The sequence below is a fragment of the Nostoc parmelioides FACHB-3921 genome, from assembly GCF_014696625.1.
GTDB lineage: Bacteria > Cyanobacteriota > Cyanobacteriia > Cyanobacteriales > Nostocaceae > Trichormus > Trichormus parmelioides.
In genome coordinates this window covers 82,083-99,323 of the sequence record NZ_JACJQL010000003.1, presented here as the reverse complement: position 1 = coordinate 99,323, position 17,241 = coordinate 82,083, and the positions used below count along the sequence as shown (strand labels likewise).

Annotated in this window: 10 protein-coding genes; 5 read left to right on the top strand and 5 right to left on the bottom strand. The window is 42.6% G+C overall.

What is annotated here, in order from left to right; genetic code table 11:
• Nucleotides 1-18: 18 nt before the first annotated feature.
• On the bottom strand, nt 19-1,230 hold the full coding sequence (locus tag H6G14_RS03825; protein ID WP_190565813.1) for an EAL domain-containing response regulator: 1,212 nt from the start codon (nt 1,228-1,230) through the stop codon (nt 19-21).
• Entirely contained in the window at nt 1,223-6,472 is a 5,250-nt protein-coding gene (locus tag H6G14_RS03820) for a PAS domain S-box protein (protein ID WP_190565812.1), read from the bottom strand. Before H6G14_RS03820 ends, H6G14_RS03825 begins: the two co-directional genes overlap by 8 nt.
• Nucleotides 6,473-7,577: 1,105 nt before the next feature.
• Between H6G14_RS03820 and H6G14_RS03815 the strand changes: the two genes are divergently transcribed.
• The 3 genes from H6G14_RS03815 (at nt 7,578) to H6G14_RS03805 (ending at nt 10,785) form a co-directional block, all read left to right on the top strand.
• Nucleotides 7,578-8,474, top strand: coding sequence for an MBL fold metallo-hydrolase (locus tag H6G14_RS03815; protein ID WP_190565811.1), 897 nt, complete (start codon nt 7,578-7,580; stop codon nt 8,472-8,474).
• 189 nt (nt 8,475-8,663) lie between these two features.
• Nucleotides 8,664-9,716, top strand: coding sequence for a tRNA dihydrouridine synthase DusB (dusB, locus tag H6G14_RS03810; RefSeq protein ID WP_190565810.1), 1,053 nt, complete (start codon nt 8,664-8,666; stop codon nt 9,714-9,716).
• A gap of 121 nt (nt 9,717-9,837) precedes the next feature.
• Nucleotides 9,838-10,785, top strand: a complete 948-nt coding sequence (locus H6G14_RS03805) for an aldo/keto reductase (protein ID WP_190565809.1) — start codon at nt 9,838-9,840, stop codon at nt 10,783-10,785.
• A 104-nt stretch (nt 10,786-10,889) separates the two neighbouring features.
• On the opposite strand, the gene H6G14_RS03800 is transcribed toward H6G14_RS03805, so the two are convergent.
• The 3 genes from H6G14_RS03800 to rimO all read right to left on the bottom strand — a co-directional run bounded on the left by H6G14_RS03800 (nt 10,890) and on the right by rimO (nt 14,492).
• The gene (locus H6G14_RS03800; protein ID WP_190565808.1) at nt 10,890-11,468 is read right to left on the bottom strand and encodes a Uma2 family endonuclease; all 579 of its coding nucleotides are present in this window, start codon (nt 11,466-11,468) and stop codon (nt 10,890-10,892) included.
• A 93-nt stretch (nt 11,469-11,561) separates the two neighbouring features.
• Nucleotides 11,562-13,100, bottom strand: a complete 1,539-nt coding sequence (locus H6G14_RS03795; protein ID WP_190565807.1) for a DEAD/DEAH box helicase — start codon at nt 13,098-13,100, stop codon at nt 11,562-11,564.
• Between the two features lie 69 nt (nt 13,101-13,169).
• Entirely contained in the window at nt 13,170-14,492 is a 1,323-nt protein-coding gene (gene rimO, locus H6G14_RS03790) for a 30S ribosomal protein S12 methylthiotransferase RimO (protein WP_190565806.1), read from the bottom strand.
• Between the two features lie 732 nt (nt 14,493-15,224).
• Here rimO and btpA point away from each other — a divergent pair.
• Together btpA and H6G14_RS03780 are read left to right on the top strand one after the other, a co-directional pair.
• Nucleotides 15,225-16,073 carry a photosystem I biogenesis protein BtpA gene (gene btpA, locus H6G14_RS03785; protein ID WP_041456604.1) on the top strand — a complete coding sequence of 283 codons (849 nt, stop codon included), beginning with the start codon at nt 15,225-15,227 and terminating at the stop codon, nt 16,071-16,073.
• Between the two features lie 77 nt (nt 16,074-16,150).
• Nucleotides 16,151-17,134, top strand: a complete 984-nt coding sequence (locus H6G14_RS03780; RefSeq protein WP_190565805.1) for a vitamin K epoxide reductase family protein — start codon at nt 16,151-16,153, stop codon at nt 17,132-17,134.
• Nucleotides 17,135-17,241: the final 107 nt, after the last annotated feature.

The following is a 17,241-nucleotide window of genomic DNA, read 5'->3' as shown; positions in this document are numbered from 1 at the left end:
TAATTATTTGACTATTTTTTATACAGACAAGTGTTTATTATTCCACAGAAAATTTTCAAATTCTACTGCTGGTAATGGACGACTAAAGAGAAATCCTTGCATTGCATCACACTTATTTTGTTTTAAAAAATATAGTTCTGATTCTGTTTCTACACCTTCAGCTACTACCTGCATATTCATATTGTGTGCCATTTCTATTAAAGCTTTGGTAATAGCAGATTTTTGCTTATCTTTGGCAACATTATGAATAAAGTACCTGTCAATTTTCAGTGTATTAACTGGCAAATTCTTGAGATAAATTAAAGAAGAGTAACCTGTACCAAAATCATCAATAGCAAGCCTAACACCTAAAGATTGCAATTCGTTCATGGTAAAAATTGCACTATTTAAGTCTTGCATAATCATGCTTTCAGTTAATTCTATCTCCAAATAATGTGGTGCTATGTTATTGGTTTTTAAAGCTTCAGTAATTCTCTGAATTAAATCTGGTTTATTAAATTCCATTGCTGATAAATTCACGGAAATGGTTAAGAAATCCACTCCAGAATCATGCCAACTTTTAATTTGGTGACAAACATTGGCTATTACCCATTGACCAATTGGCACGATTAAACCTGTGGACTCTGCTAATGGAATAAATTCTGAAGGGGAAACAAAACCTAATTCGGGACTGTGCCAACGTAATAAACTTTCTGCCGCAACTATTTTTCCTGAAGCAATATCAACGATAGGCTGATATTGCACCTCAAACTCTTGAAATTTCTGTTGTTGAATGACTTTGTGTAGACTCATCTCCAACAATTGCGTTTTTGGAGATGATATTTTAATACCATTGTGATTTATTAAGTACTTTTTTAAAGTAGCCTGCCTTTCTAAACGATTCATCACAGCACTGAGTAATTCCGCCCTGGTAAATGGTTTAGTTAGGTAATCATCTGCACCCATATCCATCCCTTGGCGGAAATCTGCTTTGGCAGATTTTGCTGTTAGAAAAATGAAAGGAATGGTTGCCGTTAATGGTTCTTGGCGCAATGCTGATAATACCCCGTAACCATCAACTTCGGGCATCATCATATCACACAAAATTAAATCGGGAAATTCTGCCAATGCTAAATTTATGCCAATGCGTCCATTAGCCGCAGACACGGTATGAAAATCTTCAGCTTGTAGCAAATCTAAAATATTTTCCCTGACCGACTCTTCATCTTCAATTACTAAAATTTTAATCATTTTTGACCTCTTCGTTTATTTGTTGTTTTAAAGGAATATTCACAGTAAATAGAGTACCAACTTCTGAGCTACTGACAACAGATATTTCACCTTCATGAATATCTACACATTTTTTGACAATTGCTAATCCTAAACCTGTACCTAAGATATTGCCAACATTCTTGGCTCGATAAAATGATTCAAATAAGTGTGTAATATCTTCTTCTGGGATACCAATACCCCAATCTTGAACTTCAAAGACTGCACATTGATCTCGACAATAAAATTTAACTTGAACAGTACTGTTGGCTGGAGAATATTTGATCGCATTAGAAATTAAGTTAATAAGAATGTGTCCTAATAATTTTTCATCCATGCAACATAACATGGATTGATGTTCACTGATAAAATCAACTTGCTTATTATTCAGGTTTAGCTGGATTTCTTCCACTAAATTTCGACAATAGGCGACGACATCGAGGGGTCTAGGCATAAACTCTAGTTTCCCTGCTTCTGCCTTACCAATGATTAAAATGTCATTTAACATTTCCGTCATCCGCTTGACGGCAGTTTGAATACGATGTAGATGGGTGAGTTGTTTTTCCTCTGTCCATTTGTGGCGGTAGTGTTCTAGTAATTCAGAAGAAGATAAAATCGTACTTAACGGCGTGCGAAATTCGTGGGAAGTCATGGAGACGAAGCGAGATTTAAGTTCGCTCAACTCTTTCTCTTTTTCGAGTGCTACTTTTAAGTATTCTTCGAGTTGTTTGCGGTCTGTAATATCTATCAAGTAACCGACCATTTCCACTGGATTATTTGTGTCATCTTTCACCATTCGTCCTTGGTCGTATAACCAATGATATGTCCCATCTTTGTGTAAAAATCGATATTCTAATTTGTAAGTTTCCGCCTCTAAGACGCTTGAAAGTTTTTTCAAGACTGCTGGTGCGTCTTCTGGGTGGATATGAGTAGACCGAAAGTCGGAATTTTCTGTAAATTCTTGGGCTTTATAACCAGTTATGGTGGTGATGTTGTCACTAACAAAAATATTGCCAAAATCTCCACAAGTTTTACTGGTATAAATCACACCAGGACTAGATGTCAGTAAATATTGTAGTCGCTGTTGGCTGACGAGTAGTGCTGTTTCTGCTTGTTTACGCTCTGTGATATCTGTTTGAATACCGATGTAGTGGGTAAGTTGACCATTTTGATCATAAACAGGGGAGATGTTCAACTCATTCCATAAGAGGCTGCCATCTTTGCGATAGTTGCGGAGAACCACAGTGCAAGCTTTACCTGCCTGCATAGCCGCACTCAGTTCTCGTAATCCTAGTTGATCGATATCTGCACTTTGGAATAAACGGAAGTTTTGTCCTATCACTTCGTCTGAAGAGTAGCCGGTCATGCGCTCAAAGGCAGGATTCACATAGATAATGGGTCTGCTGGGAGTGCTAGCATCAGCAATAATGATGCCATTGCTGCTAGCATCGATCGCCCGATCGCGTAATTTTAAACCTTCTTCTACCTGCTGGCGTTTGGTGATGTCTGTATGAATACATACAGTACCTATGATTTTACCATTGCTGTCTTTAATGGCATCTGCCCTCAGATCAACTTGTAATAAACAGCCATTGCGCGATCGCATGGCCAATTCACCCCGCCAAGATTCCCCTTGCATCACCCTAGCCATTATTTCTTGTTGCTTTTGAGGCTCCTGGAAAATTGTGCATACCCCCCCAGCCGCTTGTAATTGCTCTAGATTATAATCGTATAATTCCTGAAAACTGGGGTTAGCATAATTACTGATATTAAAAATATCACCAAAGATAATGGCATCACTCGTACTTTCCATTGCTTTGCGGAAACGGAGAAGCGAATCTTCTGCTGATTTACGCTCTGTAATGTCTGTAGAAATGCCACACATCGCATAAATGGTGCCATTGCGGTCTTTTAAAGGAAACTTAATACTTAAATATGTATGTAATCCATCTTCTTGGGGAACCACTTCTTCAACTTCTATAGCCATACCAGTGGTAATCACTTGACGGTTGTTAATGGCATATTGATGAGCAATATCATCAGGCCAAGTCTCATATACACTTTTGCCTACAATTTCGGATTGAGTGGTGTGGAATAGTTGTTCATACTGTCGGTTGACTAAGATAAACCGATTTTGCAAATCCATAACATAAATTATGGCTGGGGAGTTATCCAAAATTACTTGTAACTGCTGTTGAGTTTGGTATAAATTCGTTTCCACTTCCTTACGAGCAGTGATATCTCGATCCATCCCGCGATAACCACAAAATTTCCCCGTCGCATCAAAAACCGGCACTCCACTAGTTTCGAGAACAACTAAACGACCATCTTTATGAACATTGGTGTTCTCAAGACATTTAAAAGGCTTTTGTACTGCAATAATAGAACTAAAGATATTCATGACACGTTCTGCTTCTGTTGGTGGCATGATGTCTAAGGGACTTTTACCTAATAATTCTCGTGGTTCGTAACCTAAAATATCTTTAGCTTTAGGACTAACGTAGGTATAGATAGCGTTTTCATCAACTTCCCATACCCAATCACTACTAGTTTCCACTAAATTGCGGAATCTTTCTTCGCTATGTCTGAGAGCTGCTTCCGTTTGTTGACGCTTGATACCAATGGCAATCTGATTAGCTGCAATCCCCAAAGCTTGGAAACGAGATTCACTCACTGCTTGACAGGAAAACATGGCAATCACGCCTAATGTCTCATTTTCCACAATCAAGGGATAACCAGCAAAAGCAACCATTCCTTCTTGCTGGGCCCACTCTGGATTACTGATAAGCGGATCTGTTTGTACAGAATTGGTGAAGTGAGCCTTTCCTTGTTGGGCGATTAAACCGATTTTGTATTGACCGACTGGTATACATCTATGAGACCCATCTATGTGGGTGTACGTCCCCGAACTGACTTGTAATTCCAGGACATTTTCTTGTTTATTGAGTATCCAGATTCTGGCAAAGGCGGCATTGAGATGTTTAACTACTGCATCAGCAGAGCCGCGCATTAAGTCCTGTAAGGTATAACTTTGAGTGAGAATTGTATCAACGTCTGAGCGAAAGTCTGACAATTTTACCCTTTCTGCCAGGGCTTCTTCTGCCCGTTTGCGATCATCAATATCTGTATTTGTACCAAACCAATTGATGATATTACCTTGAGAATCGCGTAGTGGTAACGCACGTCCTATGTGCCAGCGATAGCTTTGATCCGTCGTCCTAAACCACCGAAATTCTACATCTAAGGGTTCACCAGTGGTTACACAATGCTGCCAAATTTCCAAGCAACGGGGGCGATCCTCTGGATGTATCCATTGCTGCCATTTCCAGCCTAGTATGGATTCTGGTACATTACTAAAATATTCCAGGGTGCGTTGGTTGACATATTCAATGTATCCGTCTGGTTGAGCTATCCATACCTGTTGCGGAATAGATTCTGCCAAAAATCGAAACCTTTCTTCGCTTTTTTCCAAAGCTTCTTGTACTTGTTTGCGTTCAGTAATATCTTCCAAGGTGCCGAGAACACCAACCACATTACCTTCAGGGTCATGAAGAGGAACTTTATTTGTTTCTAGCCAAATTTGTTGCCCATCCGGTGTCAGTATGGGTTCAATAATGTGATATTCAGGGTTATTTGTTTCTATGACCCTAGCGTCACATTGGCGGTAAAAGTCTGCATTCTGTGGATTTATGAGAAAATCATAGTCGGTTTTACCTATCAGATTTTCTGGATGCTCATAACCTACCATAATGGCAAAGTTACGATTACAGCCCAAAAAGACAGAATTTCGATCTTTCCAAAAAACACCATGCGGAATAGTATCCATAACTAATTGCAACATTTGTTGAGATTGCCGTAGTTGCTCTTGAGCAATTTGGCGATCGCTAATTTCCGCCAGCAGTTGTCTATTTGCTTTCCGTAAAGCTAAGGTGCGCTTTGCCACTCGCCTTTCTAACTCTTGGTTGGCTTGTTCTAGTGCGTCTTGTGCCTCCACTCGGTCGGTAATATCCGTGGAAATGCCAATCATCCGCGAAGGTTTACCTGTTGTGTCCGTGAGAACTGTAGATTTTGAGAGAAACCATTTATATTTAGATGGTTCTCCTGCAACTGGCAGCCGATGTTCTATTTCTAAACAACTACAATTGGCGATCGCTTCTTGTGCAGCCTTATCCACTCTTTCCCTGTCCTCTGGATGAAAAAAGGTTAGAACCTTGCTATTAGTTAATCCTTCACTATCTCCAAATTCAACAACAGGATTGAGAAAGAATAACTGGTCATTACTAAGATTTCGCTCCCAGTAAATTGTGTTGGTCGCCTCTAGTGCTAGTTTCAGCCTGTTTGTACTCTCCTCTAATGCAGCAAAGTATTGCTTGTGTTCAGTAATATCTATACAAGAATTAATATAACCAGCAAAATCACCATTAGATGTAAATTTGGGAACCCCAATATTTAGTAGCCAAAGGTATTCTCCATCCACTCCTAGTAAGCGATATTCCACCGAGAAAAACTGATGAGTATAAAAAGCTGGTAAGTAAGCATCTAAAAAACCTTGTAAATCCTCTGGATGCAACCTGTCTGACCAACTTTTACCTATTTCTTGTTCTAGGGTACTGCCTGTCAACTCTAACCAAGGTTTGTTGAAAAAAATACACGACGTATCTGCTGCTGATATCCAAATTAATATTGATGCAGTATTAGCCACACACCACAGGCTCTCTTCACTAGGCCAAATGGCATCTTGAGGATTAACCACTGCTGACTTAAGCAACTGAAAATCTTGCTGTGAGATTTCTGGTTCTTCTTGGCTATTCAACTCCGTTGCTGCTCCCACAGCTTGATAAATACTTTCAGATGTAATTGTTCCCATTAGTTGCTCTTGTTCATCAACCACTAACAAACAACTTGATTGATGTTGACGTAACAGAGAAATAATTGCCCCTATATCCTCCAATTGTCCAACCTGGAAAAATATGATTGAGGTGTTCATCACCTGCGAAATTGTAGTGGTCTGCAAGTCAACACCCAAGGCTACCAGCTTTACCACATCTCTTTCTGATAGCCACCCTAATATCTGAGTATTGGCAACCACAACAATAGCAGCACCTTGCTTTGCCATTTGGGAAATTGCATCCGACAATGGCATTTCCGGCTCAACCGTCAGTGGCGAAAGGTCAATAACTGACTCTAAGCATTGTGGCCAGAGAAGTTGAGGTAGAGATTGCATAGAGCATTAAAATGGTTACTATTAGTTAATCGTCAATTACAACAGATACTATAGTTATCTTCTAATATTTTTATCCTAAATACTAATATCTGGAGTGTAAATACTAGATAGTTTGTATTAAGAAATACAAAAACTATTCTTTTGGTTGCGCTGCGCGTATCAGTTGTTGAAAGGATCTGGTTTAATACCCCATCCCCAGAGTTAATACTTCAATAGTCAAAGAAACGTAGAACTAGTGCTGCTCTTTTCAGTGTGCCTCACTTGAGTAACATCAGTTGCTAATATTTGCGGACGAGTCTTTGATATTCGCGGATGAGTCTTTGATATTCGCGGATGAGTCTTTGATACTCGCGGATGAGTCTTTAATACTCGCGGATGAGTCTTTAATACTCGCAGACGAGTCTTTAATACTCGCGGATGAGTCTTTGATATTCGCGGACGAGTCTTTGATATTCGCGGACGAGTCTTTGATATTCGCGGACGAGTCTTTAATACTCGCGGACGAGTCTTTGATATTCGTGGACAAGTCTTTGATATTCGTGGACAAGTCTTTAATACTCACGGACGAGTCTTTGATATTCGCGGACGAGTCTTTAATACTCGCGGATGAGACGCGCTAGTACAGCACAGCGTAAATAAGCAGACCATTCTAAACTAACGAAACGCTTACGCTGTATTCATTTTGAATTTTGAATTTTGAATTCCGCCTTGCGGTACTAGTCAGTTGGGTTGGCGAACTAAGCTATTCTGCTTTTAAATTGCGTAATCCATCGTGAGGGCTGTTAACTGTTAACCGTTGACAGTCAACAGTCAACAGTTAACAGCCCTTATTAATAGTTATGCAATTTGGGCGCGCATTAACTTATTAGTGATGCTGATAAGGTGATACGCACCTAAATCAAATATTCTTGCGTCAGGGCTGTCCATAGTCAAGAGTCCAGAGTCAAAGGCTAGCTTGGACTGTGGACTTTGGACTTTTGACAACCTGAGTGCGAAATATACAATTTAAATGCGTAACAGCTTAGTTGGAAGTGATTTTTGTTAGGCTTGTGACATCAGCTTGAATTACCAGCCTAGCAATTAGCTTGGCAAACAGAGGTGTATTATGGCTCATGTAAATCTTCGTCGCCCCCAAAATACTAACGGCGATTTTTATGTAGATACTACCTGCATTGATTGTGATACCTGTCGCTGGATGACACCAGCAGTTTTTCATCGTGTTGATGAAATGTCGGCAGTATATCATCAACCCACAAACGAAACAGAAAGATTAGCAGCACTGCAAGCACTTTTATCTTGCCCCACCAGTTCTATCGGCACAGTTGAAAAACCCAAAGATATCAAAATTGCCCAGGAGAGTTTTCCTATTTTAGTGGCTGAAAATATTTATCACTGCGGCTATCATTCGGAAAAATCTTATGGTGCTGCTAGTTATTTAATTCAACAGCCAGAAGGAAACATTTTAGTAGATTCTCCTCGATTTACGCCGCCTTTAGTAAAACAAATAGAGGCGATGGGGGGAATTCAATATATGTATTTAACTCACCAGGATGATGTAGCTGATCATCAAAAATTTGCTGAACATTTTCACTGTCAGCGTATCTTGCACGCTGATGAAATTTCTGCGGAAACTCGGAATGTAGAAATACAATTAACTGGTTCGGAAACATTTACTTTACAACCAGATATATTAATCATTCCCGTTCCTGGACACACTAAAGGACACACAGTTTTACTATACAAAAACAAGTTCTTGTTTACGGGTGATCATCTTGCATGGTCGGAAACTCGGCAACAATTGACCGCATTTCATGATGTATGCTGGTATTCTTGGGCAGAACAAATTAAGTCCATGCGCCGATTAGCTGATTACTCATTTGAGTGGGTATTACCAGGACATGGGCGGCGCTTTCATACTGACGTTGAGACAATGCGTCAGCAGATGCACAAGTGTATTGAGTTAATGACTGATGAGCGTCAATTTCTAACATTCAACACTTAACAGTCAACAGTCAACAGTCAACAGTCAACAGTCAATAGTCAACAGTCAACAGTCAACAGTCAACAGTCAATAGTCAACAGTCAATAGTCAACAGTCAATAGTCAACAGTCAATAGTCAACAGTCAATAGTCAACAGTCAACAGTCAACAGTCAACAGTTAAGATTGATTTGGTATTTTCAATTGCCTCTATGGTTACTCTGTCCCCCAGTCTACAATCTAGACTTTCTCAACCCCTAAAAATCGGCTCATTCGTAGTTAAAAGCCGAGTCCTTCAGTCGCCTTTGTCGGGGGTGACAGATATGGTGTTTCGTCGTCTAGTACGTCGCTATGCACCAGATTCGATGATGTACACGGAAATGGTGAATGCTACGGGTTTACACTACGTTCAGCAGTTACCAAAAATTATGGAAGTAGACCCCAACGAACGACCAATCAGTATTCAGCTGTTTGACTGTCGTCCCGATTTCTTAGCAGAAGCAGCAATCAAAGCCGTTGCGGAAGGCGCTGATACGATTGATATCAATATGGGGTGTCCGGTAAATAAAATTACCAAAAACGGCGGTGGCTCTTCTTTACTACGACAGCCGGAAGTTGCAGAAGCCATTGTGCGGGAAGTAGTAAAAGCTGTTAATGTGCCGGTCACTGTCAAAACCCGGATTGGCTGGAATGACAGAGAAATTACCATTCTCGATTTTGCCAAGCGCATGGAAGATGCGGGAGCGCAAATGATTACAGTGCATGGACGCACCCGCGCTCAAGGTTACAATGGTAACGCTCGTTGGGAATGGATAGCCCGTGTCAAAGAAATACTTTCCATCCCCGTGATTGGTAATGGCGATATATTTTCTGTAGCATCGGCGGTGAAATGTTTAGAAGAAACGGGTGCTGATGGTGTGATGTGTTCCCGTGGGACTTTGGGTTATCCGTTTTTGGTGGGGGAAATTGACCATTTCTTAAAGACTGGTGAACTCTTGCCAGCACCAACCCCAATTCAACGTTTGGAATGTGCTAGAGATCACTTACAAGCCTTATGGGAATATAAAGGCGATCGCGGCGTTCGTCAAGCCCGCAAGCACATGACTTGGTATGCCAAAGGTTTCGTCGGTGCGGCTGAGTTGCGTGGACAGTTAAGTGTAATTGAAACAGTCCAACAAGGTTTAGATTTGATTGACAAAGCCACTGAAAGGCTAACTCATGGTTATGAGCTAGTGGAGGAAGCCGATAATTTTCAGGTAGCCTAAGGCCAATGGGTGCAAGAGTAATAGCCTCATCACCCCTAAACCCTTACACCCCCACACCTTTCACTTTGCCAGCGTTACACTAAAACAGTAAAGAAATGTAACTAAATTAAATCTGGCGATCGTGGAAACAATTACCTTAGGGAAAAATGGCCCTACCGTTACACCCCTTTGTATTGGAACTTGGGCTTGGGGAGATAAGCTGTTTTGGAATTATGGCAATGGCTACGGCCCAGAACAGTTACAAGAAGCATTCACCACCGCTTTAGAAACTGGTGTTACCTTTTTCGACACAGCAGAAGTTTACGGACTAGGACTATCAGAAGAATTATTAGGGCAATTTGTAAAACAGGCAAAACAACCTGTACAAATTGCCACAAAATTTGGCCCCTTACCTTGGCGATTCTCAGGCCAGTCTGTCTCTGATGCCATCACAGATAGCCTCAAACGCCTGCAACTTGAGCGTGTGGACTTGTATCAGGTGCATTGGCCATTTACTTTTTTGTTAAGTCAAGAAACCTTAATGAACACGCTAGCCGATGAAGTGAAGCGGGGGAGAATCGCTGCTGTGGGTGTGAGTAATTACTCAGCATCGCAAATGCGTCAAGCTCACCAAATATTAGCGTCTAGGGGTGTGCCTTTGGCAGTAAACCAAGTCCGCTATTCTTTACTAAGTCGCCAAATAGAAACTGAGGGCATTGTAGCAACTGCCCGTGAATTAGATGTAACTATTTTGGCTTATAGCCCATTAGCTCAAGGTTTACTTACAGGAAAATATTCTGCTGACAGTGATGAAGTTCCGACTGGTGCTAGAAGTATAGACCCAAGATTTAAGAAAGAGGGGTTGCAAAAAATCGCCCCAGTGATATCTTTACTACGCAGCTTAGGGGAAAAATACGATCGCACTCCCGCCCAAGTTGCCCTAAACTGGTTAATCGCTCAAGGTAATGTGATTCCCATTGCTGGAGTCAAAACCGCCCAGCAGGTAAGGCAAAATGCAGGCGCTTTGGGTTGGAGGTTAAATGATGAGGAAGTTCAGGAGTTAGAAAAAGTTAGTCGTCCTTGGAAATAGTGATTGGGGATTGGGGATTGGGGATTGGGGATTGGGTTGAATTTCTTCCCGTACCTCTGCTGCTACTTCTAATCCCTAATCTCTAGTCTCTAACCTCTGGTTTCTCACTCAAACACAGGCGGCCAAATTTCTGATACTGTTAACTCCCAACCTGGAAGTAAATCAGGTAATGTCAATTTATCGTTATTTTGTAAAATTACTGGCTCTTGATTAATTCTGTAAACGGTTAATGTTAATTTATCTGGGTCGATGAGAATCCCCACCGTACATCCTAGTTGTAAAAATAATTGGATTTTTTCTTCCAGTGGCTTGATGCGGTCTGATTTAGATTTAATTTCTACCATCAAGTCAGGGACTAATTCCACAAAATCACGCTTGCTGATTTTTAGTCTCTCCGCACGCACAAAAGATACATCAGGAGCGCGGAGATTTCGCTTTTCTATATCAGCTTCGATGCCATTTTCCGTTTCCAGTCTAGGCAGAATAAAACCAGCGCTAGAACCAGTTACCCGTCCTAACTTACGTGGGCGAACCCAGTTGCCAAGCAATCGAATTAACTCAGCGCCGATTTCTTCTGAAATATAATCTGATGGCCCCATAACCAAAATACTTCCGTCCACCAGTTCCATCTGCCATTCTGGATGTTCAGCTTGTAGCTGCTCTAAGTCTGAGATTGTGAACATAAGATGAGAAATAATCCATTTATATCTATGTTCCTACAAGCTGATCAAAACAGTTAGCTATCTTAGCTAAGTTCAAAGTCTGATGACTAATGACTAAGAAGCTGATTCTCTTGCAGCAGGTGAACCCAATTTAGGATTGCTAGGCGTAGCGGAAGTTTCACGACGGCCAGTCCGCAATTTTGGTTTGGGAGTACCGCGTCTTTCGTCGTCGCTGTTGTTATTATCTGATTTGTTCCAGTTGGAACGACCTCTGTCACCGGAAAACTCACGACGCTTGCTGAGTTTGGGTTTGGGAGTGGATGCGACTTCTTCGGGGATTTCGGCATCCGTGCTTAACCAAGCGGGACGAGTTTGATCGTAAGCGATTTGTAGTGCGGCTGCGGCGATCGCTTGAGCGTCATATTTTTCGATCAATTCGCTGACAATGGGCAAGAAGGAAGCTAAACGCTCACCAGCTAAGGCTTCTCTGACTTGCTCTTGCAATTTCAGAATGTGGCGTGCTTCGATTTGCGCCCGTGTGGGAATGGAAAGCAGTTGCCAATTTTGGCGGACATGACGTTCAAAAATTTGCTGTTTGCGACGCTCAAATGGTTGCACTAAGGTAATTGCCGTACCTTCTTTACCAGCACGACCAGTACGACCGATCCGGTGGACGTAGGTTTCGACGCTATCGGGTAGGTCGTAGTTGATCACATGAGATAGTTGATCCACATCTAAACCGCGTGCAGCAATGTCAGTTGCTACTACCCAGCGCACTTGACGGCTGCGGAAACGAGTTAATAACCGTTCCCGTGCTTGTTGGGACAAGTCACCATGATATTCATCCACACTGTGACCAGCTGCTTGCAGTTGGCTGGTGAGTTCGGCGGCGGTACGTCTGGTACGGACAAAGATTAAAGCTGTTTCTGGGTCTTCCATTTCCAGAATTGGCTGTAAGGCTCTGGCTTTTGTCCAGTGACGAGGAATGAGATAAGCTACCTGATTGATTTTATTGGGGGTGGCTTTTGGTTGCTCGACGGTGACCGTGACGGGCGATCGCAAAAATTTGTTGACCAACATCCGAATTGATGGTGGCATGGTAGCTGAGAATAAAGCTGTCTGACGTTCTTGGGGTGCTTGAGAAAGAATTTTCTCTACATCGTCAATAAAGCCCATGCTCAACATTTCATCGGCTTCATCTAAGACAAACCACTTGACTTGATCTAGCTTCAAGTTACCCCGTTCTAGCAAGTCGATTACCCGTCCTGGTGTACCGACGACGATATGCACGCCGCGTTTGAGTTGTAGCATTTGACGGTCAATTGATTGACCACCGTAAATTGCTAATGTACGCAATCCACTGTTACCAACGAATTGCGCCATCGCATCGTGGACTTGAATTGCTAATTCGCGGGTTGGGGTCAAAACTATGGCTTGTACTGCTTTTTGTTGAGGATCTAATCGCTCTAAAATTGGCAGTGAAAATGCTGCTGTTTTACCTGTACCGGTTTGTGATTGACCAACTACATCCCGTCCTGACAAAAGTTGGGGTATGGCTTGGGCTTGAATGTTTGTTGGTGCTGTAAAACCAAGTTTTTCTAAGTGTTCTACGCGTTCTTGGGAAATTCCTAGTTCGGGAAACGATAAGTTCATCAACTCTCCTAGATTTTGCTTTTTTGCTTTTAGACTTGTAAATCGAAACGTTGTGCTATTGGTCAGCAATCAGTTATGACTGACAACTTGACCAAACAGGTCATACTCATCAGCACTGTGAATTTGCACAGGGACGATGGTTCCTAGCTTCGCCTCGCCATCCACATAGACCAGACCATCAACTTCTGGAGAAAATCTGCCAGAACGACCAATTAATTTCCCACTTTCAGGATTTTCCTGCTCAATCAGGACTTCAACTGTTTTGCCGACTTCCTGCTGATTTTTTCGCCAAGAAATGGGTTGCTGGAGTGCCATGAGGCGATCGCGGCGTTCATCCATCACCTCTTGGGGCAGTTGATTTGGTAACTTGTAGGCGGGGGTTCCCTCTTCTGCGGAAAAGGTGAAAACACCTACATGATCAAACTCATGCCGTTGGACGAACTGTAGTAAATGCTCAAACTGTGCTTCTGTTTCTCCAGGGAAGCCCACTATAAATGTTGTCCGTAACACAGCACCTGGAATGGCTATCTTGAGGCGCTCGATGATTTCATCGTTGACTCGCCCTTGCCAGGGACGGTTCATGCTACGAAGAACTTCACTATGAGAATGTTGTAGAGGCAAATCTAGATATGGTAATACGTTTGGTGTTTCTTGAATTGCCGCTATCACATCTGGGGTTAATCCAGTGGGATAGGCGTAGTGTATCCTAATCCAAGGTACATTAATTTTCCCTAAAGCACGCAATAATTCGGCTAATTTGGGCTTACCATAAATATCCAACCCATAGTTGGTGGTGATTTGGGAGATGAGAATGATCTCTTGCACCCCTTGGGCTACTAATTGCTCGGCTTCAGCAACTATAGATTCTATAGTACGCGATCGCTGGTTTCCGCGTAAGTGGGGAATTATGCAAAATGCACAACGGTAATCACACCCTTCGGCTACTCGCAGGTAGGCTACACCTTCGGTAGTAGTTCGATAGCGTGGGGTGGTTTCATCGGCGATATAAGTTGGCTCGGCGCTAACTAGTGTAACCCGTTCGCCTTGCTCTGCTCGCTCAATGACGTTAACTATTTTATGGTAGTCTCCCGTACCCACTACAGCCACTGCTTCGGGTAACTCTTCCAATAATTGTGTTTGGAAGTGCTGCGCCATACAGCCCGTAATGACAATTTTTTTGTTGGCTTCTGCGAGTTCTACTAAGGTTTTAACCGATTCTTCCCTAGCTGATTCGATAAAACTACAGGTATTGACTATTACGTAGTCGGCTAATTCTTCATTTGTATCTACACCATAACCTGCTTTTACCAGCAGGCCTAACATATGTTCTGTATCAATTCGATTTTTCTCACAGCCCAAGTGAGAAATTGCTATTGTCGGCTTTTCACCCATATTTTGAAAAAAACTTCCAGTCTTTTCTTGTTATTAAACACAAAACGCGATAGTTTTGCTTTTTTCCTCCGCACCCTTGACTGACAGTGATCTGGTGGGGTACATCCACGGTCAACAACTGTCTTTAAGCCCTGACCTTGACTATTTCAGGTCGTGTTATGATGTTTTTATTAGTTTGTTTCCCAGGGTAAAGCTTAGTGTCTTGAGATAAATCTGACACTTTTAAGTTTTTTAACAATTCGCCTATTGGTATTTTACATTACCGCAGCGTATGCGTTGTTAATTTACCCATCGGGAAGCCGCCCAAAGGGCTGGTTGTGAGAAGTCGCTACCCTCAGGGAAATCGCACTTGCGACTACGCCCAATAAAGCAGTAATGCTACCCTGACGGTCAGGCTAGACCTACATGAGAGGTAGGTGATGTGCCTAAACCACGGGAAGCTGCCTTGCGTGTTGTGAGTGGCAAACTCCTCTTGTAGCCAGGTTTTATCTTAACATATCTTATGGTAAGTTTTGCGCCAAATTCTGTCTTCAGGAGGAGGTAGTAAAATATCCTGCATAAAACGAAATTTAATGATGTGGGCTGGGGATGAGGGAGATCAGGAAGATGGGGGAGATAAGAAAGATGAGGGAAATGAGGGAAAATTTTTTTGAATACCCAATCCCCAGTACCCAACCCCCAGTACCCAACCCCCAGTACCCAACCCCCAGTACCTGACAATAGTTTAAAGACGTGGACTTATATCAACTATTTAAAACTCGCACACCGATTATTGGCGTGGTTCATCTGCTCCCACTGCCTACCTCACCCCGTTGGGGAGGCAGCCTGAAAGCAGTGATTGATCGGGCAGAACAAGAAGCTACGGCTCTGGCTAGTGGCGGAGTGGACGGTATTATTGTAGAGAATTTTTTCGATGCGCCGTTTACTAAAAATCAGGTTGATCCAGCCGTGGTAAGTGCCATGACTGTTGTCGTGCAAAGAATACAGAATTTGGTGACGTTGCCGATCGGGCTGAATGTGTTGCGAAATGATGGCAAAAGTGCAATGGCGATCGCTAGCTGTGTCCGCGCCCAGTTTATTCGTGTCAACGTCCTCACTGGGGTAATGGCAACAGACCAAGGATTAATTGAGGGAGAAGCCCATGAATTATTGCGCTATCGGCGAGAATTGGGTAGTGATGTGCAAATCCTCGCTGATGTCTTAGTCAAGCACGCTAGACCACTGAGTTCACCCAATCTGACTGTTGCGGTCAAAGACACGATTGAGAGGGGTTTGGCAGATGCGGTGATTTTGTCTGGCTGGGCTACTGGTAGCCCCCCCAATCAAGAAGATTTGGAATTAGCTTGTGATGCAGCCAATGGCACACCCGTATTTATTGGTAGTGGGGCGAGTTGGGAAAATATTGCTACACTGTTGCAGGCTGCAAACGGTGTAATTGTTTCTAGTTCACTCAAACGCCACGGTCGAATCGAGCAACCAATCGACCCAATTCGCGTCAGCCAATTTGTGGAAGCTGCTCATCGGAGTTGGAACTCTAAAGGTGAGAGCAAATCGGTTTCCTCAATCACTATACATTCGTAAATGCTGGGGACTGGTGACTGGGAATTCTTTTAGTCTCCAATCCCTAATCCCCAATCCCTAATACCCAATCGCAATTTATGATTCGCCGCCGTTCTACTCCTTGGATTCATAAATGGTCGCGTCTAATAATTGCCGCGATCGCCGGATTTGGCGCTCTCAATACCGGCTATCTAACTATAGAGAAATTAACAGGAGGCAGCCCTGCTTGTGTAGCACAGGCTGGTGCAACGGGTTGTACTGATGTACTATCCAGCCCCTGGGCAACAATTTTAGGACAGCCATTAGCCTTGTTTGGGTTTTTAGCATACACCAGTATGTTGGTGTTGGCGTTAGCACCTGTTGTTTGGAAAGGTGGAGAAAACAACAGCCGCAAACAACTAGAAAATGTGACATGGTGGCTACTGCTGGTAGGTGCGATCGCCATGTCTGTTTTCAGTGGCTATTTGATGTATTTACTGGCATTTGAAATTAAAGCTCTGTGCCTTTATTGTATTAGTTCGGCTTTATTCTCCCTCAGCCTTTTGGTACTAACAATCGTTGGGCGTTCTTGGGAAGATATCGGACAAATCTTATTTACTGCTTTGATCGTGGGTATGGTAACCCTGATTGGGACTCTGGGCGTTTATGCAGGTATTAATAAACCGGATGTTACCTCTGCCAACATACCTCCTGGACAACTGGCACCTTTTGTTCCCAAAACCAATCCTAACCCAGAATTTGGCTGGGAAATTAATACTACTTCCGGCGAGGCAGAAATCGCCTTAGCACAGCATTTAGTTAAGGTAGGTGCAAAGGAATATGTGGCTTATTGGTGTCCTCACTGCCATGACCAGAAACTACTTTTTGGGAAAGAGGCTTACCAAATCATCAGTGACAACATCAAGATAGAGTGTGCTGAGGATAGTCCCAAAGGTCAGCCAGAATTGTGCCGAGCTGCAAAAATACAGGGTTTCCCCACTTGGATTATCAATGGTCAAACCTATAGTGGAGTGCAGAACCTTTCAGAGTTAGCCAAAATCACAGGTTATACAGGGCCAAGCAACTTTAAGTATTTTAAGTAACTTCTACGAATCATTTCCACCCAGCCTAGACACAAATAAATATGACAAATAAAACAGTCAACTGGTTGATAAGCGTGAATCACTTGTTGACTGTTTTATTTTCTGGA

What these genes read in the sequence shown, in the direction of transcription:
- H6G14_RS03825 (WP_190565813.1), bottom strand. Translation starts at nt 1,230, where the DNA reads ATGATTAAAATTTTAGTAATTGAAGATGAAGAGTCGGTCAGGGAAAAT.
- H6G14_RS03820 (WP_190565812.1), bottom strand. Translation starts at nt 6,472, where the DNA reads ATGCAATCTCTACCTCAACTTCTCTGGCCACAATGCTTAGAGTCAGTT.
- H6G14_RS03815 (WP_190565811.1), top strand. Translation starts at nt 7,578, where the DNA reads ATGGCTCATGTAAATCTTCGTCGCCCCCAAAATACTAACGGCGATTTT.
- dusB (WP_190565810.1), top strand. Translation starts at nt 8,664, where the DNA reads ATGGTTACTCTGTCCCCCAGTCTACAATCTAGACTTTCTCAACCCCTA.
- H6G14_RS03800 (WP_190565808.1), bottom strand. Translation starts at nt 11,468, where the DNA reads ATGTTCACAATCTCAGACTTAGAGCAGCTACAAGCTGAACATCCAGAA.
- H6G14_RS03795 (WP_190565807.1), bottom strand. Translation starts at nt 13,100, where the DNA reads ATGAACTTATCGTTTCCCGAACTAGGAATTTCCCAAGAACGCGTAGAA.
- rimO (WP_190565806.1), bottom strand. Translation starts at nt 14,492, where the DNA reads ATGGGTGAAAAGCCGACAATAGCAATTTCTCACTTGGGCTGTGAGAAA.
- H6G14_RS03780 (WP_190565805.1), top strand. Translation starts at nt 16,151, where the DNA reads ATGATTCGCCGCCGTTCTACTCCTTGGATTCATAAATGGTCGCGTCTA.